This window comes from Paenibacillus sp. S25, assembly GCF_019454085.1.
GTDB classification, from domain to species: domain Bacteria; phylum Bacillota; class Bacilli; order Paenibacillales; family Paenibacillaceae; genus Paenibacillus; species Paenibacillus polymyxa_B.
Genome location: NZ_CP073683.1, coordinates 500684 through 521041, shown reverse-complemented (window position 1 = coordinate 521041; position 20358 = coordinate 500684). Strand labels below are relative to the sequence as shown.

Annotated in this window: 14 protein-coding genes; 5 read left to right on the top strand and 9 right to left on the bottom strand. The window is 46.6% G+C overall.

Translation table 11 applies throughout. From position 1 onward, the window contains the following. Positions 1–68: 68 nt before the first annotated feature. Positions 69–3212 (bottom strand): ATP-binding protein, encoded by a 3144-nt coding sequence (locus tag KAI37_RS02300; protein WP_071639329.1) that lies wholly within the window; start codon positions 3210–3212, stop codon positions 69–71. Between the two features lie 162 nt (positions 3213–3374). Further along, positions 3375–6791, bottom strand: a complete 3417-nt coding sequence (locus tag KAI37_RS02295; RefSeq protein ID WP_220030643.1) for an S-layer homology domain-containing protein — start codon at positions 6789–6791, stop codon at positions 3375–3377. A 275-nt stretch (positions 6792–7066) separates the two neighbouring features. Between KAI37_RS02295 and KAI37_RS02290 the strand changes: the two genes are divergently transcribed. Together KAI37_RS02290 and KAI37_RS02285 are read left to right on the top strand one after the other, a co-directional pair. After that, on the top strand, positions 7067–8047 hold the full coding sequence (locus tag KAI37_RS02290; RefSeq protein ID WP_028541203.1) for an aldo/keto reductase: 981 nt from the start codon (positions 7067–7069) through the stop codon (positions 8045–8047). Positions 8048–8146: 99 nt separating this feature from the next. Beyond that, positions 8147–8521: a MerR family transcriptional regulator gene (locus KAI37_RS02285; protein ID WP_025722906.1), complete on the top strand. Its 375-nt coding sequence runs from the start codon at positions 8147–8149 to the stop codon at positions 8519–8521. Here the strand turns inward: KAI37_RS02285 and KAI37_RS02280 are convergent. Beyond that, entirely contained in the window at positions 8518–9183 is a 666-nt protein-coding gene (locus tag KAI37_RS02280) for a methionine ABC transporter permease (protein WP_023986716.1), read from the bottom strand. The genes KAI37_RS02285 and KAI37_RS02280 overlap by 4 nt on opposite strands. Further along, entirely contained in the window at positions 9180–10202 is a 1023-nt protein-coding gene (locus KAI37_RS02275; protein ID WP_220030642.1) for a methionine ABC transporter ATP-binding protein, read from the bottom strand. Before KAI37_RS02275 ends, KAI37_RS02280 begins: the two co-directional genes overlap by 4 nt. Before the next feature lie 262 nt (positions 10203–10464). On the opposite strand from KAI37_RS02275, the gene pdaA reads away from it, so the two are divergent. Then, positions 10465–11262, top strand: a complete 798-nt coding sequence (gene pdaA, locus KAI37_RS02270) for a delta-lactam-biosynthetic de-N-acetylase (RefSeq protein WP_071639324.1) — start codon at positions 10465–10467, stop codon at positions 11260–11262. A 163-nt stretch (positions 11263–11425) separates the two neighbouring features. Beyond that, the gene (locus KAI37_RS02265) at positions 11426–12184 is read left to right on the top strand and encodes an HAD-IIB family hydrolase (RefSeq protein WP_071639322.1); all 759 of its coding nucleotides are present in this window, start codon (positions 11426–11428) and stop codon (positions 12182–12184) included. Positions 12185–12253: 69 nt separating this feature from the next. On the opposite strand, the gene KAI37_RS02260 is transcribed toward KAI37_RS02265, so the two are convergent. Next, positions 12254–13951: a glycoside hydrolase family 13 protein gene (locus tag KAI37_RS02260; protein WP_076294510.1), complete on the bottom strand. Its 1698-nt coding sequence runs from the start codon at positions 13949–13951 to the stop codon at positions 12254–12256. 271 nt (positions 13952–14222) lie between these two features. Here KAI37_RS02260 and KAI37_RS02255 point away from each other — a divergent pair, with 271 nt between their 5' ends. Next, positions 14223–15314: a hypothetical protein gene (locus tag KAI37_RS02255; RefSeq protein ID WP_076294511.1), complete on the top strand. Its 1092-nt coding sequence runs from the start codon at positions 14223–14225 to the stop codon at positions 15312–15314. A gap of 223 nt (positions 15315–15537) precedes the next feature. On the opposite strand, the gene KAI37_RS02250 is transcribed toward KAI37_RS02255, so the two are convergent. From KAI37_RS02250 to KAI37_RS02235, 4 genes are all read right to left on the bottom strand, one after another. Further along, positions 15538–16326, bottom strand: coding sequence for an SDR family oxidoreductase (locus tag KAI37_RS02250; RefSeq protein WP_076294512.1), 789 nt, complete (start codon positions 16324–16326; stop codon positions 15538–15540). Positions 16327–16344: 18 nt separating this feature from the next. After that, the gene (locus KAI37_RS02245) at positions 16345–17502 is read right to left on the bottom strand and encodes an SMP-30/gluconolactonase/LRE family protein (protein WP_220030641.1); all 1158 of its coding nucleotides are present in this window, start codon (positions 17500–17502) and stop codon (positions 16345–16347) included. Between the two features lie 153 nt (positions 17503–17655). Continuing rightward, positions 17656–18669 carry a zinc-dependent alcohol dehydrogenase family protein gene (locus KAI37_RS02240; RefSeq protein WP_220030640.1) on the bottom strand — a complete coding sequence of 338 codons (1014 nt, stop codon included), beginning with the start codon at positions 18667–18669 and terminating at the stop codon, positions 17656–17658. A 396-nt stretch (positions 18670–19065) separates the two neighbouring features. Then, complete coding sequence (locus KAI37_RS02235) at positions 19066–20127, bottom strand: EAL domain-containing protein (protein ID WP_071639313.1); 1062 nt, start codon at positions 20125–20127, stop codon at positions 19066–19068. Between the last annotated feature and the right edge of the window lie 231 nt (positions 20128–20358).

Genomic DNA, 20358 nt, shown 5'->3' with positions numbered 1-20358 from the left:
TTATATTTTATATATCGTATCATCGCGGACGGGACATTAGCTTTTCCGACAAATGTACTGTACTTTTTTTATTCATCGGTATTCCGGGGTGAGATCGTTTCCGGCACACGGAAGCTTACCGTCGTCCCTTGCATAGGATTACTTTCAATCCGCAATCCTTCTCCATACATATGGATAAGACGGCGATGGATATTCCGCAGTCCCACGCTGGAAGATACATGATCCTCCGACAACAACTGTTCCAGTCGCTCGGACGGAATCCCTACGCCGTCATCGGTCACGCTGACTACAAAATCGGTTCCATCCTCCTGCACAATCACTCGCACGGTTCCACCTGTTGCCCGTTGCATTACACCATGTCGTATCGCATTTTCCACGATGGGCTGAATGCTTAATGGCGGGATAAGCGACCGGATGTTCCTTCCTACCTCTACGGTCACCTGCAAACGTTCTTCAAATCGTGCTTTTTCCAGTGCCACATACGATTCTACCAATTCCAGCTCCTTGGATAACGGCACCGTATTCTCCCTGTTCTGAAAATCAAAACTGCCCCGCAAATACTGACTCAGCTCCATGAGCAGCTCCGCTGCTTTATCCGGGTCTACGGCTACGGTCGATACAATAACATTCAATGCATTGTACAGAAAATGCGGCTTGATTTGTGCCTGTAAAAAGGCCATTTCCGAACGCACCGCTTCCTCCGCCGAATGACGCATGTTCAACAGCGTGCGCACACGCGCCTTTAATTCCTCAGCATCAACAGGCTTACGTAGAAAATCATTCGCTCCCGCCATAAAACCTGCGCGGATATCGCCGGGCAGGTCGCGTGCCGTCAGCAGCAACACTGGTAGCTCGGACAGGGAATATCGTTCCCGTATCCGTCGGCACAGCTCAATACCGGACATTTCCGGCATCATCCAATCCGTAATGACCAAGTCAAATCGAGTACGGCCATTCAGTATGTGAAGTGCCTCCTCGGCATGATCCACAGCCACTACGCTACAACCTGTGGTATATAATAGCTCCTCCAGCACCCGAAGATTGACCTCATCATCATCCACAGCCAGCACTTTGTAAGGAACAGTCTGAACTTGCTCTTGGGCATCCTCTTCATGCGGAATCACATTCTGACCCGACGTCACGCCCGGCTGCAATATAACCGCAGACGAAACATCTTTTTGAGCTTCATGTGCCAACGTTCCGGTCTGCGCTAATGGCAGTGTAAAATAAAAGGTCGAACCCTTACCCAATCTAGATTCTATCCGAATATGACCACCATGCAGCTCCACCAGACGACGGACTATGCCTAATCCAAGCCCTGTTCCACTGTATCCTTCATCCTCAGCATTCGCCCCTCGGTTAAAAGGTTCAAATATATGCGAAAGATGCTCTTGGGCAATACCGGACCCGGTGTCCTTCACACTGATTTCCATTTCGCGGTTCCCCGCTTTGGCAGAGATTACGATTTCGCCTTCCTCCGTAAATTTCACCGCATTACCCAACAAATTGTACAAAATTTGAATCAACCGATCCTCATCCGCATCCACCTTGGGCAACGAACTGGGCCATTCTTTGACAAATTGAAGCTTTTTCTTACCCACCGTATGACCCAATACCTCCAGCACGGAATTTACAGCTGCCTGTACATTAACAGGCCGACGATTTAAGGCTAATCTGCCATTTTTCAAATTAGAAAAATCCAGAATATCGTTAATTAAATAAGAAAGTCTGCGTCCTACATTCGCAATCAAGACCAAGTTGTGCTTTTGCGGCTCATTGAATTGTGTCCCATAGCGGTCTAGCATGGATTGAGCGATATTAATAATTCCATGCAGAGGAGTGCGCAGCTCATGTGACGTGTTGGCCAGAAATTCGTCTTTTAACCCATCCAGTGTTAGCAACCGTCGTGACAGGTTCTCAACCTCCATAAACGAATGTACAAAACGTTTGGCCAGCAGAAGCGTTTGAGCCAATACGAATATGAGCATTTCATAGGCTGTCACCCCACGTACATCTCCCCAGCCCAAAATATACACAAAACTAGTCACTACAATCATAAGAATGCTCATAATACTAATGACTAGCAGTGCAGCGTCATCCGTCCGTTGAAGAAGTCCTCGAATCAAGATCAGTAATACATATCCCACACTGACTACACCAAAAAGAAGAATAAACGCTTCAAAGGATGAGAGTATCAGTGTAGGCAACAACAGCCCCATACCCAACATCAGTGCGGTTGTAATATTATAGAGGCGCAGCACGATCCGATTCATAACAATCTGCGTCGAAAGATGAACATAGCGGATCAAAAAATAGTAGAACAGCGTTGAAGAGAACGACTGTATTTTCAGTATCCATTCATAAGGTAAATCCGGTATTCCCCAAACCAGCAGCTTTTCTCCATGAGTCAGAATATAAAATAAAGCCGCGATGCAAAAACATCCTAAGTAAAGCAATGCCTTCTCCTTTTTACGTAAAAGGTATAGCATGATAAAAAATACGGTAGGAATAAAAAATCCAGCTACCAGTACGGTGTCCTCTGCCATCGCAACTTCCCGGCTATGCGCAATACTCTCGTAATCCCCAAATAACAGTGGATAAATGATTCCACCGGAGGAATAGCTATAATTAGCCACATGCACGGTAATATCAGCTGAATGTCCATCTACCGCTGCAAATCCAACATAGGGGGCATTGCCCTGCTTGCCCTTGTCGGCAGAAACAGAGGGAATGCCACTTGCTCCCACGTTTTCTCCATCAATCCATACTTGACTGGCGTTGCGAATGTTTTGCATATAGATGCCATACAGATTTTCCGCTTTTTCAGGCAACAGCACACGAATATGATAGGTTCCATATCCGGTCGCCTGTCCCTCAGGCATCCACTGATTCCATCTACCAGGCACATCTACAATCTTGGTAGAAGATCCCTTTTCCATCCCCAACTCTGAAGAACTCTGATGATTTACCCAATCCTTATCTTGCATTTCACGAAAGGATGAAGGTTGCACAAGCTGATTGGGGTAAAATTCCCACTCCCCTCCCAGCTGTACAGGGCCTTCCTTTTCGGGGTTCCAATTACGCAAATCAATAACACCGTTGTGAGCTTTCCAATGACTGTTCCCGGATAAAACACCCGACACTAACGGATACACCGGCAACGCAACCGCAAGCAGAAGTATAATAAAAAATAAAACCCCCTGTTTTTTCATAAATCCTCCGCTCTTTTCAATATCGTCTATCTTTTAGTATCGGTTATTCTAACCAGCTGTATTAGAAGCGCTGCCCATGCAAAAAGGGACGCCCGCCGCAGACAAAAATCTGTGCGGAATCGTCCCCTTCTAGACACCCTTTTACTCCCTATATTCCCCTTATTAAGGAATCATACCTTCATCATTACCACCGCCAGGAATCGAGCCTGAATCGTCTCCGCTGTTATCGCTCGGTGGCGTTGCTCCACCACTGCTGTCGCCACTTCCTGTTCCGCTGCTGTCGCTTGGCGGCGTTGCTCCACCGTTGCTGTCGCCGCTTCCTGTTCCGCTGCTATCGCTTGGTGGCGTTGCTCCACCGTTACTGTCGCCGCTTCCTGTTCCGCTGCTATCGCTTGGCGGCGTTGCTTCACCACTGCTGTCGCTGCTTCCTGTTCCGCCGCTATCGCTTGGTGGTGTTTCTCGACCGTTGCTGTCACTGCTTCCTGTTCCGCTGTTTTGTTGCTGGCTGGCTACAAAATCTTTATACTCCTGAATCGCATCTTCCAGATTCATATAATTTTTCTTAATTTCCGGCATAGGATAATACTGGTCCAGACGATTGAATGCATCCACTACTCTGTGAAAGTAGACCGTCGTAGGATCTGTACCATTTGCTGTGAGCAGATTGTTCGCAATTGTCTTGAGCTCATTGATATCATAATCAGTTACTATCCATTTGGATTGGTAGTTCGAAAACGCTGTAATCAAATCCGTGTTAGCCTGGTCTACCTGCAGCTGTGTGCTATCCGGAGTATTAAGCACAAGGTTTGCCTGATTAATTTGCCCTTGAAGTTCTTCGTTATCTTGTTCGGTATAATGACGACCGAACGTCTGAACTTCATTATTAGCTAAATTTATGTTGAAATTTAACAACGTGGTATCCACCGCTATTGGTACAGCATACTGGCTCTTTACCTGTTGCAATTCCTCGTATACGGGAACAACGTCTTGTAATTTAAAGCTGGACAAACCCAAGAAGATGGAGGCATGCTCTGAAGCAGAAGACAAGGCTTGCTGGGCTTCAGCGCTTAATGCGCCTGAATTTTGCACCAAAACTTCATTGATCGATGTCTGCATTTCAATGATTTCGTGTCTCAATTGTAGCCTTTTCTCGTTATACTTTTCAATATAGGTCCCTTTAGCCTGGCTTAATTGATTATAAGAGATCACCAATTGCTCCTCAGGGGTAAACGGCATCATGAGTGCAAAGTGCGCTTGTACTGTTTGTTGATCTAAAAGCTGCATTTCCGTATTCAAGTAATTACGAGCCACAGGGTCAGACAGCAGTTTAAGTTGAACATCTTGAAGCAGCTGCTGCAGTTTTTCCCGAGTTGTAGCAGGCACTGGCGCAGTGAATTCCGCAAGTCTTTGACTCAGTTCCATGTTCAAGTTCAATACATCCAGCTGCGTCATAGCGGTGTGCATCTTCTCTGTATATTCCTGAATGAGGTTGTCTAGTTCAGCATTTTGAGAACCACTCTGATCGTAGATAACCTGCGCTTCTTGTAAAGTATTTTTAAGCACTGAGAAGTCCGCTGCTTGCAGTGCCAAGAATGATTCTGTGGCACCTTCTATTTTTTGTGTCCATTCGTCCAACTGCTCAGTTGTAGATAATGGATTCACATATACATTTAATCCTTCTCTCACTAAGGACTTGTAACGTGCTTTGTCTGTTTTCAAATTCTCCACGCGATCCGTTACATCAAGAAAATGCACATAGGCATCTCTGAGTTTTACTGATGCATTGTAGACTTCAATTACTCGACGCAAGCTTTTTACTTCCCGATCCACAATATTTTGAGGCGCATTCCCTTCCAACACATTGTTGCCAAATTGAATAGCTTGACTTAGTGATTCATCCCAAAGAGGCGGGAATTCGTCGCCAACCATTCGGTTTTGTTCAAGGGTAGTCGAAGCTACCTGAATCAGTCTAACTAATTCCTGTGTTCCAATCACCGGTTCTGTGACTGAAGCTGTGTACACAGAAACATTCTGTTTCAATGTGCTGAGCGCTTGATCTACTTCTGACTGTGTAGCTGCTGTATTGTTCAGTACCAGCGTAGCTTGATTGATTGCTATGGACAGGCTTTCCTTCGCTACGGCCGTGTAAAGCGCCTGATCCGGTCCACCCTCACCTGCACGCTCCAGCAGTTCTTTGGCTGCATGGACTTCTGTCTCCAGCTGACTGCGGTCTACGCTAACAATGTCGCTGTCGTGTTTTTTCTTATCTTTGCTATCTGTGTCTGTGACAACCGATCCAGCAGAGGTTGAGTTCTTCGTACCATTTACGAGACTAACAGCCTCTTTCATCGCATCATAGTTAATGATAACATCCTGCGGCTGTTTTTGTTCCGGCAGGTTAAGCTGGTTGATTGTAGCTCCCTTAGTCAGCGTAATAAAGGGAACGCCCACATATTGTGATGCATCCAGCAAACCAATACTACCGCTAACCAACAGCTTGCCCAGTCCCTGTTGCAATGAAACACGGCTAATCGCGGCACTTCCCTCGGTCACGATCGATGCATCATTTTTCAGCGTCAGGTTGTCGATCTTCGTCGTCCCGGTTGCGGTCAGCTTGGCATCCTTGGAGCCAAGCTCCACACCGGACCATGCCGTATTTTCCAAAATGGCCGATACAGGCTGAGTTCCTGAGCCTTTGATTTCCAGGACGCCTGTGGAGGACATGTTCTTCAAGGTTACTGAGCCATTAACGATTAGGCGTCCCTCAAAAGATACACCCTTACCGTCAAAAACGCCGCCGTCTGCGTTAATTTCCAGCTTATTTACACCTGTCAGTGTACGCAAATTACGGTTAAGGTCGAATTTTGCCCCTTTTAATACAGCTTTGTTATTTTCACCGAACAAACCTTGCAAAGACCCTTCTAACTGGTAAGGGATATTTCCGATTCGAACGGTATTGCCCTCTGATTTCACTTCTCCTACCGGATGATCCAGCAGGCTGACGAATACTTCTGCACCACTCTCCCGGTTCAATGGATTTTTCAAATCCGTTGCAGAAGCATCCTCTGATAACAGACCGTAAGAGCGGGCAACCTGAACTGCATTTTGCTGTGCATTCGCTGTGCTGGCATCCTGTAAGTCCATTGCACGTACTAGTGACACGATCAGTTCTTCCTTGGTAATGGCATCCCCCGGACGGAACAGTTCCCCGTTGCCTGTCATATACCCGGCTGCACGTACAGCCTCAATATAGGGAGCACCCCATGCATCGGACGATACATCCATAAAAGAAGTCTGCGGCTGATTGTTAACTTCCAACTGGAACAGACTGCACAAAATTTTAGCCGCTTCTGCGCGGGTCAAATTCTTTTGTGCCATAAAATCGCCCTGCTTACCGCCTGTCATCAAACCCAAGGTGCGGGCTTGTGCTACAAATCCAGTTTCGCTTTGCGTATCTGCTGTCGCTGCATAAGCAGTCTGGACGCCGCCCACCCAAGGCAGAGATACGATGGAGCCTGAAGCAATACCCAATACCATCGCAGATGCAATCCATTTATTTCGATTTACAAGTTTCAACATTTCCACTCCTAGACGCTATTTATTGGCATATATCCTGTTTCATCAAAGTCTTTAGTCATGTTTAGTTCTACGGATTATGCAACCAAGGAACTATGCTAAGAGAATTATACGAAACGTCACTGAACCGATTCTGAACAATTAGACCTATACGAAGGAATCACGCAACAAAATCGCTTGACTTGGAGTGAACTCCAAATGTAATAATATCCGGTGTAAGTAGCTGGAGTAGACTACATTTGAAGAAAACAATATCTAGGAAAGCGAGGTATAATCAAATGGACTATGTGAAACTTGGAAATACCGGCTTGGATGTATCCCGGCTTTGTCTTGGGTGTATGGGCTTTGGGGTTGCAGAACGGTGGATTCACCCATGGATACTAGATGAAGAGCGCAGTCGTCCCATTATAAAAAATGCCCTGGAGCTAGGTATTAATTTTTTTGATACCGCGAATGTATATTCAGATGGAACTAGCGAAGAAATTGTTGGACGGGCTTTAAAGGATTATGCAAATCGAGATGAAATTGTCCTCGCGACAAAGGTTCATTTCCGTATGCATCAAGGCCCGAATGGTGCGGGACTTTCCCGAAAGGCTATCATGAGTGAAATAGATAAGAGCCTTAAGCGACTGGGGACAGATTATGTGGATCTGTACCAAATCCATCGCTGGGATTACAATACCCCTATTGAAGAGACGATGGAAGCATTACATGATGTTGTGAAGGCCGGGAAGGCAAGATATATTGGTGCTTCTGCCATGTACGCATGGCAGTTTCTAAAGGCGTTACATGTCGCTGAAAAGAATGGATGGACCCGATTTGTATCAATGCAGAATCATTTAAATCTCTTATATCGCGAAGAGGAGAGAGAGATGCTGCCGCTTTGTAAGGAAGAAAAAATCGGTGTGATTCCATACAGCCCGCTTGCAGGTGGGAGATTGACACGTGATGTGCAAGAAACAACACATCGTTCCGAAACCGATCAAGTTGCGAAATCTAAATACGATGCGACTGCAGATACCGATCGATTGATCGTGGAGCAGGTTGCGGCAATCGCGGAAAAACGTGGAGTTCCCCGCGTTCAAATCGCACTTGCCTGGTTGCTACAGAAAGAACCGGTAACAGCTCCCATTATCGGTGCTACGAAAACGTCTCATCTTGAAGATGCAGTAGCTGCTCTTTCGATTACATTAACACCTGAAGAAATTGCATTACTGGAAGAGCCGTATGTTCCTCATCCGGTAGTTGGCGCTCAGTAAATATGGATGAAATGACAGTTTCGAAATAAGAAACGACAAGAACGCCCTATCCATTTACATAGGGCGTTTCTTGATCAGAAATCAGGAGGTGAAGTCTGCATGTTGATCGCAGAAGTAAGCAAAAAATTTGAACTATCTCAGGATACACTCCGCTATTATGAACGCATCGGACTTATTCCGCGTGTGAACCGTAATAAAAGTGGCATCAGGGATTACACGGAAGAAGATTGCAGATGGGTTGAATATATTAAATGTATGCGAGGCGTAGGACTTCCCATTGAAATTTTGATTGAGTATGTTAGGTTATTCCAACAGGGTGATGAAACGATGAATGCTAGAAAAGAACTCTTAATAGAGCAGCGCAAGCAGCTCATCGCAAAAATGAAAGATATGGAAAATGTGTTGGAACGCATGGATTATAAAATTACAAGCTATGAACAGACAATAGGTGAAAAAGAAAAACATCTAATTTAGCCCCTGCGTGCTTTACGAGACAATAGGTTGCCCAAGGACTGAACACCTTGTACAAACAAGACTAGAATGATGACGGTAATCAGCATAACCAGCGTATCGAAACGTTGATAGCCATACGCGATCGCCAGATCGCCAATTCCGCCTCCGCCGACCGCACCAGCCATAGCAGTAGCACCAATCAGACCAATAGATGCCGTCGTTAACGACAAAATTAGAGAACTGAATGCCTCAGGAAGCAAAAAGTATCGAATGACCTGGAATGGAGTCGCCCCCATCGCATCTGCTGCCTCCAGTATCCCCGGATTTACCTCCAACAGCGAGTTTTCGACCAGCCTGCCGATATATGGCGCAATATATACAATCAAGGGGACAATTGCCGCACTGGTCCCAATGGATGTATTTACAATCAGACGAGTTAACGGAATGATCGCAATCAGCAAGATAATAAAGGGTAAGGAACGAACAATGTTTATGATTGGATTCAAAATATTGTGCAGCCATTTGTTCTCGAGAATTCCGCCCGGACGGGTGATGACGAGTAAAATACCGATAGGGATACCGATCAGGGCGCCAATGAATAATGATATGCTGACCATGAGCACGGATTCATACAAAGCTTCCCACAGTTGATCCCAGGTTATCGTGGTTCCTGTAATCATCATAGACTCTCTACCTCCTGAATATGGACTCCTTTGCTCTTGATAAAATCAACAGCCTGCTGAACGGCATGCTGCTCACCGCGCAGCTGGAGTGTCATATAGCCAATCGTCGTTTCTTGAATTTCCGTCATGTTGGCAAACAAAATGTTCACATGGATATCATGCTTTCGAATCAATTCATGAACCACTGGGTCGGAAGCTGCCTGTCCGATAAATTCCAGCTTGTAGATGCGTTGCGACTCTTGTTGCTCGAACGTCTGCAGTACACTGTCCGGCACTTGATCGTGAATAACTGTGCGTACAAAGCTTTGCGTCGTCGGGTGCTGCGGCTGCCCGAATACCTCCAGGACATTGCCCTGCTCGATGATTTCCCCTTTTTCCATTACGGCTACCTTGTTGCATATTCGCTGAATTACCGACATCTCATGGGTGATAATCAAAATGGTGATCTTGTATTCCTTGTTGATTTTGCGAAGCAAGTCGAGAATAGACTGTGTGGTCTGCGGATCAAGCGCCGAGGTTGCCTCATCACAGAGCAAAATGGATGGGTTGCTCGCAAGCGCCCGTGCAATCCCGACACGCTGCTTTTGTCCGCCGGAAAGCTCGTTGGGATAGCTGTTCGCCTTGTCCGACAATCCTATGAACGCCAAAAGCTCTTTTACACGCCCCTCTATTTCCCGTTTGTTGCGCTTAAGCAGCACCAACGGAATTGCAATGTTGTCGAACACCGTTTTTGATTCCAGCAGATTAAAATGCTGAAAAATCATTCCGATCTTCTTCCTTACCTTCCGCAGCCCAGAGGTCGAATAGGTATTTAACTGCTCCCCCTCAACAAGAACCTCTCCGCTGGTTACTTTCTCGAGACGATTGACCAAACGAATCAGCGTACTTTTCCCTGCACCACTGAATCCGATAAACCCGAAGATATCTCCTTTATCCACTTTGATATTTATATTTTTTAACGCTTCAATACTTAGGCCTTTTCTCACGTAGGTTTTGGATACATTCCTAAGTTCAATCATGAGTCCTAACTCCTTCCGTTCTCACAAGTATGTAAGATGTTCTGAGCTGATTGCTTTTCTTTGGCATGAACGATCGAATTAAATCCGAGTATTCTAGTAAGTTTTATAAAGTATACTACTTCGATTTAATATTCATGTCAATATGTGTTTTGAGTCTGGTTAGTTCATGTCCTTGCATAAATCAGCATGATATTGCAGATGGTATGAAATATGCCGAAGCATACACACCTTACCCGAACGGGACGGAAGCGGAGGAACATAGATGAAGCGAATATTTACCTTGTGGCTATGCGTTGCAGTTATGGGGATGTTGGCAGTTACGGCGGAACCCGCATGGGCCACTCAGACTGTTGACGGACAGCCTTATCATTTTGGGTTTAAAAAAAGTAAGGGAGGGGAGCTACCTTCTATCGCACAAGAAGGCTTTATGCACCTGATCGAAAGACAAGGTGGCATCTTTCTGGGAGATACGACTAAAAAAGAATTATTTCTCACTTTCGACAACGGCTATGAGAATGGATATACTCCGAAAGTGCTGGATGTATTGAAGGCCAAAAAGGTCCCAGCCGCCTTTTTTGTGACAGGGCATTTTGTAAAAGACCAGCCTGCTTTGATGCGACGCATGTCAAGTGAGGGTCATATTATCGGAAACCATTCATGGAGCCATCCTGATATGAGCACCATTTCTTCGGCAGAGATCCGGTCTGAGCTGGATCGGGTACGAAATGCATCGGCAGAGCTAACCGGGCAAAAAGAAATGAAATATGTCCGGCCGCCTCGCGGCATTTTTAGTGAAAAAGCATTAGCTTCCTGTCGAGAGGCCGGATATACGAGCGTATTCTGGTCTGTAGCTTATAAGGACTGGGACACAAATATTCAGCAAGGAACAGACTATGCCTATCGCCAAGTCATGAGCCAGCTCCACCCTGGTGCGGTCATTCTGCTCCATTCCGTATCCAAGGACAATGCCGAGGCGCTTGCTTCTATCATCGACGAGGCTCGCAAGCAAGGGTATGAGTTTAAAAGTCTAGACGACCTTAAGGTGAAACATTATCACTAAATAGTAACTGAATTTAATGAGAGCCGATACGTTATCAGCCCGATCTCACACCTGCCCATGGTAGCCAGTGTGAATCGGGCTTTTTAGTTTACGACCAAGGAAGGTAATGGATATAATGACTGTAAGAAATGAATTGGAAAGCACTATTTTTTGGAGGTACATCATGCATTTTGTATTTGATCTGGATGGAACGATTTGCTTCAAGGGGCAGTGTGTGTCGGATAAGATCGCAAGCTGTCTGGAACAATTGTCCCAAGCGGGACATGAAGTCATTTTTGCCTCGGCACGGCCGATTCGCGACATGTTACCCGTACTTCCTAAACGCTTTCACACCTATGCTCTGATTGGTGGCAACGGCTCTATGATCTCCCAACAAGGCAATATAACTCACGTGGAATCCTTTTTACCGGAAGTGAAGAATGCCCTGCTCGCAATACTGGAGGAACACCAAACCACCTACCTGATTGACAGCGAGTGGGATTATGCATATACGGGTGCAGCTGATCATCCTATACTCAACAATGTGGATATCAGCAAGTTGGCGCAAAAGCTGCCTTTGGCTTCCCTGAAATCCATCGTAAAAATGCTCATTTTAACTGCTGACGATATGGATGAGCTGGCCGCCAAGCTTCTGCCGCTCGGCGTAGTCATCCATCAACACCGTAATGAACAAGTGCTGGACATCAGCCCGCAAAATATCCATAAATGGAACGCGCTTCAGAAGCTTGGTGTGCAGCCCCGTCAATTTATCGCCTTCGGCAATGATGCGAATGATATTCCGATGTTCAGGGAGGCACACCATGCCGTCATGATTCATCACCATGCTGAACTGGCTGCCTTCGCGACTGAATCGATCCCTAATGAGGGAAAAAATCTAGAAGACCGGATTATCGACAAAATACTTGAGTTGGCTGCAATTTAGCCAAACGCCAAGAAAGGGAAGGTCTCTATGAGCCGTTCCTTCCCTTTACCATTCTACAGATAGCAACGCCTATTGCACGCTTAGCTTATACACTCTAGCTTCATATGGGCGCAGCTTCAAGGCATGCAGTTGTTCCCCTTGTACCGGCTCGTAGTTGGACAGCAGCAGCTCCGCCTTAGCGACAGGAAAGTCCTCCTCGGGCCAGTGGTACACCGGATCACGATCAAAGAAATTCAAAATGACCAGCAAACGCTCTTTTCCCAACATACGAGTGAATACATACAGCTCCGTATCTAGTGGCAACAGTAGCTTGTATTCGCCATAGACTATGACCTCATGTTGTTTGCGCAGAGCAATTAACTTGCGATAATAATGGAAAACCGAGTCCGGATTATTTCTTTCTGCCTCTGCATTAATGTGTGTGTAGTTATCGTTAATCTTCATCCACGGCTCTCCATCGGTAAATCCGGCCGCAGGACCAGCATCCCACTGCATAGGAGTGCGTGCATTATCCCGGCTTTTTCGCCAGATCGCCGCCATAATCTGTTCCTCCGGTTCACCGATCTTCCGTTGCTGCTCATAATAATTCAACGTTTCCACATCCCGGTAATCATCAATTGACGGGAATGCGATATTCGTCATGCCAATTTCCTCACCTTGATAAATATAAGGTGTACCCTCTAACATATGTGTGAAGGTTGCCAGCATTTTGGCTGACTCCACGCGATATTGTCCATCATTAGCAAATCGCGAGAGGGCCCGCGGCTGATCATGATTGTTCAGATAATTGGCATTCCATCCTTCCTCATGAAGCACTGTCTGCCAGCTGCTCATTATTTTTTTCAGCTCCACCAATGTCCACGGCTTTGATTTCCATTTTTCCGTCCCTAGCCCTTGTGCATCAATAAACATGTGTTCAAACTGGAAAACCATATTCAGCTCATGCCGTTGGTCACCCACATAATCAAGCGCCTGTTCCGGTCCTAAACCGGACGTTTCGCCGACCGTCATTAAGGGATAACGCTCCAGCACCTTTTCATTCAGTACCCTAAGAAGCACATGTACCTGCTCCAAATTGGAAAAAAGCTGATATGCCCTCACCAAGGTTCGTTTGTCAGGATTATCGGCATCCGGCAGCCCTTCGGCTTTGACAATATGGGCAATGGCGTCAAAGCGGAAGCCATCGACTCCCTTTTTCAACCACCATTCCACCATGCGGTAGAGTTCGCCCACCATCTCTTCATTTTCCCAGTTCAGATCCGGCTGATGCTCGGAATACAGATGCATGTAATATTCGTCTGTAAGCTTGTCATATTTCCACACTGAACCGGAAAAATACGATTCCCAGTTGTTCGGATATCCGCCATTTTTGCCTGTTCGCCATATGTAGTAGTCCCGCTTCGGATTATCCTTGGACGAGCGTGACTCCGTAAACCACGGATGCTCATCCGATGTATGGTTTAATACCAAATCCATCATGATTTTGATGCCTCGTTCATGCGCCTGGTGAAGCAGTTCGTCAAAATCCTCCATTGTTCCAAACTCATCCATAATGGCATAATAATCACTAATATCATATCCGTTATCGTGATTGGGCGATTTATATACCGGACAAATCCAGATTACATCAATCCCCAGTTCACACAAATAATCCAGCCTGGACAAAATACCTCGCAAGTCTCCTTTACCGTCTCCGTCAGAATCCTGAAAACTGATCGGGTAAATCTGATATACAACGGCTTCCTTCCACCATATTTTTCTAGGCATGTTTCCCTCCTGTAGCTTCTCTGTACATCCAATAGCTTATGCTCTTAACATACACGCAATACCTGTTTGCGAATCGTTGGTGAAGGGGAACAACAGTCTTGTAAGCTTGCTTCCGCGCATTAACAGAGCCGCTATAACCTATGGAGATTTATTTTAAAAAATATTTTGCAAAACAGGTTGTATAAGTGAACCTGGCGTTACCTATATTTATGAACTGCCCATATACATGTACTCAAAACGGTGCCACTTTTGAATAAAAGGAGGAATTTACATGAACCATCGACCCAAGGAGCCAAAGGATCTGATTGTGGAAACTGCTGTGATCCCGCCCAACATCCATGTGGATGTGGAGTCAGCCACTGAGGGGGGAACACGCCGCCTGATGCTTAGCGATAACCCGGAGACGCTTACCCATGTGACGGTACCTACCGAGCAAGCCACCCTGTGGCATGATGTGGTTCGCACCACAACGCGGACGGTCAAGCATCGCATTTTCGGCTGGCATTATAACAAACTCGACAGCGCTGCTAAACTGGGCATCACCGTAGAGAACAGAAGCGCTGCTGGACTGGAAGTACGTCATATTGAACGTGCCCTTAAGATTGTGCCTGAGGACGGCAACTGGATTATAGATGTCGGGCAGTCTATTGCCAAAAGTTGTTTGGCGGGTACGATGGAACGTCTGAAGCCAGCAGACCGTCATAAATTCGGCAAAGGCACCGCCCTGCTGGAGGAATTTGAGCTGCCCGAAGGATCGCTGGCCGGATTCATCTATGACCTCACAGTAGAATTTGCTGAAGGTCACGGCACGCTGGATTATGTGATTCGCACCGTGATCAGCAAGGATACGCAGACCGATCTGCGCCAGATTCATACGGATGCGCTTCCTCCCGTACCTCCACCACAGGCGCATCCACGAGGGGTGTGGTCCTTTTGCGAAACGAATGCGCGGATGCCAGAGTACGTGGTGGGGCAGAGCGCCAACTATCGGGCGTGTGCCACCAAAAAGCTGAACGGCGAGACTCCTGCCGATCTGCTGTTTACCGGGGAACGCAGCGAGCTGGGGCCTGCGCTAGATAATCGCGGACAATTCGGAACCATATACAACGCGACGATTCCCATCATTAATGACAGTGACGAGGACCGTACGGTCCGCATCTACGCCAATCCGCGTGGGGGCGCGTTCGCCGGGTCTGTGCGTGTGGATGATCGTGTTTATGGTATCCCTCTGCTACGAGATAATACCAAGGTATGCCGATTGGCTGATATCAGCGTCCCTCCCGGCAGATCCAGCTATGATTTCAGCTTCATGGTCGCCGGCAGTGCAACTACGCCGCTAGGTCTGTACGTCATCACACTATAGCTGTGCTCACGATGACTGAATGAGCGAACGTGGAGCCAAAATTTTCACAGGGTATGGTCTGCTCTATAGTAAATGGAGCTGTCCCAAAGCTGGTTTTAAACTTTATTGGACAGTCATGCTTCTTCATTAGTATAAAAAAAGCGCGAGTGCAAGGGTTATTTCCCCCTGTAGCTCGCGCTTTTTGGTTCATGCTTACCCGGTTTGTGTCAGAATAAATATCGCTCTATTTGAACCGCTGGACCTGCCTCGAAGGCATAATGGTCAACTCTGGAATATTGACATGCTCCGGCTGCTCTAGTGCATAAAGGGCAGCTTCTGCAACATCATCGGGATGCAGCGGCAAAACGCTCGAAGCAAACGCCCGAATTTCCTGCTCGGGATATCCGGCCACCTGCGAAAATTCCGTCGCCACCGCCCCGGGGTGAATCGCAGTTACACGAATTCCTTGTGTACTGGTCTCCAAACGCAATGCAGAGGCTATGGCGCTAACGCCGTACTTGGTAGCGCTGTATAGTCCCCCTCCGGCAACCACTTCCTTCGCTGCAATAGAGGAGACAATGACAACATCCCCCTTGGCCTGTTCCCTCATTGGCTGAAGTCCGTACTTCAGTGTCAGGACAAGACCGTGCACATTCGTCTTGTAAAGCTCCTCCCATCTTTCCAGTTCCACTTCTGCCAGTGGGCTTCGATACCCGAAGCCGGCATTCGCAACGATAATGTCAAGCCGCCCCCAGCGTTCAAGAATGGCGTGGACCGCCTGCTGTACGTCTTCAGCTTTTTGGATATCGGCAGGTATTGCCATGACCTCGTACAATTCCTCTTGGTGCAAGTCACGAACCAATTCATCCAATCGCTCCTGACGGCGTGCCAATACAGCTACATACGCGCCTCGCTTTGCCAGTTTTTTTGCAATCGATGCCCCAATGCCGCTGCTTGCGCCTGTTACCAAAGCTACTTTCCCGGCCAGGCTTTCCTTCGCTTTCCAGGATAATTTCAACTCATCCAATATCATGTTAAACCCTCCCCAAGCTTATTTGGTTAAAAGCACGCGATGAACACCCTGGCTGCCTCCAGGAGCTGTACCTATATATAAATATCCGTCATGGTTTACAGCCGTGGTTACCCCATAAAGCGAGCCTTCAGGATCATGCCAGCTTCCGATGAGTTTACCCTGCGTATTAAGCTCCACAGCAAGCCCATGCTTCACAGGTGCGCTTGCACCGCTGAGCAGCGATTGAGGCAATTTGGCCATCATTCCAGCCAGCCACGGGCTTCCATGCATCTGATCTACAAAGGGAATACGTGTGGTGAAGAGACCGACCCAGAAATGGCCTTGATCATCACGCGTAATGTTATCTGGAAAACCGGCGAGATTATCCGCAAAAATATCCGAAGTCCCCTTCTTCGGCCCTTTGAGCCAGTATCGGGTCAATTGGTAGTGATACGACTCTGCCACAAGTACAAAATCTTCGTCCGCAGACAAGGCAACTCCGTTCGCAAAATAAAGGCCTTCCAACAGAACTGTCGTCTGCTTGGTCGCCGGATCATATTTCAGCAAACGTCCATGCGGCTTGTTCTCGGCGATTTCTTTGAAGACTACACTGCCATAATTCGAGGTGTCAGAAAAATAAACGGTACCATCTTTGGCAATATCCAGCTCGTTGGCCAAATAGATCGGTGTGCCGTCGACTTGATTGGTCAACACCGTCACGTTTCCGGAAGGATCTACCGACAGCAGCCCCTTCTTAACATCCGTAACGATCAGATCTCCACTTGCGTCAAACATAAGTCCATTGGGCGTTCCTTTGGTATCTGCATATAGCTGGGCCTTTTGCGGATTGCCCTTAGTATCAAAGGCAACCTTATAAATTTTCCCGTCGGAGTCTCCCGTATATAAATTTCCTTTCATGTCAAAGGTGATAAATTCCGGAAACTTAGGGGCATCTGTAACAAGCTCTGCGGAGCTGAGTTTGTTGTTTTGTTGCCATGGACCCGCTTGTTCAAAAGAGGGGGCCGAAGGTGCAAGCCATTTTGCAGGCTGGACAGGGGAAGGGATGAGCATAAAAATAAACACTCCCAGAAGGATTACCGCCAGCAGCGATAATCCGGTTCTGCGTACCCATTTACGGGGTTTCTTAGTCTTTCTTCCTTGAGAATCTTTGACAGATAAATCAGGTTTACTGGGCATTAGAGTGCCTCCTATGTGATGTGAATAATATTTCAGCATTTTGCATAATTCGATTCCCAACGCTCGAAAGTACACTATATAGACGAACTAAACCGTTTCGATCTATATATTGCTGATTTGAAATCGCTCTTGGGATTTATGCAAAATGCTCATTTATATTTGAACGACGATTTTACCGAAATACTGTTTTCCTTCAGCCAAAAGTGCGAAGGCTTCGCCAATTCGGCTGAGCGGGAATACCCGGTCGATGACAGGATGTAAACGATGGCGGGAAATGGCACGATTCATGTTTTCGAAATGTTCCCGGTTACCGACTTGGCTGCCGCGAATCGTCGCAGCCTTCTGCAAAATGCTGGTGACATCGAACTCAGGAATGGTCAAGCCCGATAAGAATCCGACCATGCTCACAGTCCCTCCGGTACGAAGTACATTGATGGATTGCGCCATTGTTGCCGCTCCCCCTACATCCAGGACATGGTCGACTCCGCCGCCTGTCAGCTCCAGAGCCACCTTATCCCACTCGGGAACTTCCGAATAGTTGATTGTCTGCCATGCGCCGAGAGCCTTTGCCCGTTCCAGCTTGTCATTGCTGCTCGATGTGATAATTACCCGTGCTCCTGCCATCAGAGAGAATTGAAGCCCAAAGATGGAAACACCGCCTGTTCCTTGCAAGAGCACCGTATCCCCCGCTCGCAGCCCGCCGGATTCCATCAGCATGCTCCATGCGGTTAATGCCGCAATCGGCAAGGTGGAAGCCTCCTCCCAAGAAAGGTGATCCGGAATAGCGACGACCCCTTCTTCATGCAGAACGATATATTCAGCCGCCACTCCACTGAGCGGGCCTCCCAGACTGTCCTTTAAGACCTCCGCTCTCGTGCTCCCGCCAATGAATTTCTGTTGTAAATTTGCCGCTACCCTTTGTCCAACCTGAAATTTTGTCACCCCTTCGCCCACAGCTACAATTTCACCCGCTCCATCGGATAACGGAATGAAGGGAAATTGAATGCCGATCGGCATTACTCCGTTAATAATTACCAAATCCCGGTAATTCAGAGATGCTGCCCTTATGCGGATCAGAACTTCCAGCCGTCCCGGCACCGGTATGTCAAGTTCCGTCAAGGTTAACTCTTCAAAGCCAAAACCGTTTTTCAGTTGCACTGCTTTCATTTGGGTTGTCCTCCCTGTAATGTTAGACTTTTTACCTAGTATGGATACGATGTATTATGAAAGAAACACTGTTTCTTATACAATACACTGTATCCAATTGTCTTCAAGACGTCAATCTTTACTTTAAAAATAAAACGGTCATAAACTGCTTCCGGGCTTTTAACGTTTCTTACCAAGTAAAATTGGAGACTGGGTGGCTTCGATTGTCCAGAACTTGCTCAGGTGGGCAAGCATGACCAAAAAACGCGAGTTGCAGGGGTGAAATAACCTCTGCAACTCGCGTTTTTTACATTAATGGTGATAAAGCGCTGTCCAATAGAATTGAAATTTGCTTATGCCACAGCCTTATTTAAGCTCCAATTTTTATAAACTACGTCTACTTAAATTTGTTCCTGACTATATTACACTACTAAGTATAAAATTGGAGGGCGGACCAGGCTCCGGCTTGCCAAACAAATAACCCTGAGCCAGTGATACACCTGCTTCACGACAAAATTGAAAATCCTCCATCCGCTCTACTCCTTCAGCTAACACTTGGCCTCCAAAACGAAAAGCCGATTCTACAATCCCTGTAATTTGCCGCTTCTGATCACTATTACTATGACAGCCGTCAATTATACTGCGGTCAATTTTAACATAATCCGGCTGAAGGCAATTCATAAGTTCGGTCGTAGAATAACCTGCCCCCACATCGTCCAGGGCTACCGAAACTCCTCGATTGCGATATTGATCAAAGATATGATGCAGAAAATTAAGGTCGTCTATCTCTTCCGTTTCTACGACCTCAAATACAAAATCCTTCGTACTCATGGATAACCGATCAATCGTCTCAAAGGTGTGATTCAAGCAATAAGCCGGATTATAAATGGTGGAAGGAAGAAAGTTAATAAAACGTTTAATTCCCGCCGGAAGGCATGTTGCACTTTTTTCAATAGCGGAAATACGAGCCGAGCGATCCAGATGAGCATGCAAGCCAGCTTCACGGGCGATTTCAAACAGCCGGAAAGGCTGAAAAGGTCTCTCTGCATGTGACGGACGCAGCAAAAACTCAAACCCGATAATATCCAGCTTGTGGTCAACAATAGGCTGCATATGGCTGGAAAAACTTTGATCCTTAATAATACTCACGATATCTGGATGTTGCAGTCTGGCTTGCAATTGACTAAATAAAAGCCAGTCCTCATATCCTTCGATATGATGCAAACCCGTTACCACAACTTGCATATGGTTCAGGTATTCCTGCGGCAGACGAGCCAGTCCGTTAACCAGCTGTTCCAGCTCTGAACGGCTGTCAAAGCGAAACTCTATGCTGCCCTCACGCCCATGTTCCTGCTTCAGTTGTTCCGATAGCATACCCAAACCATCTAATGCTGGAGTAAGCGACACCCTGGAATGCCTAATTATGAGCAATCCTTGATCCTTAATAGGTAATATGATGCTGCAATTGCTGCATGCCATAATGGTCCTCCTCGGAACAATTTTCCGGTTTTTTCACCATTATATCACAAATAACTAGAACAAAAGCACTATATAATTACGTGTTTTTACAAAAAAGTAGCTTATTCTTAACGACAACTTAGGACTTAAGTACATATTCGACAAAAATCAGAAAACTTTTTACAATCATGATAAATTCGGGGCTGTTGTTTTTGGCATCAAAAAAAGCAGCAAATCTCTTGGTTAAAGAGA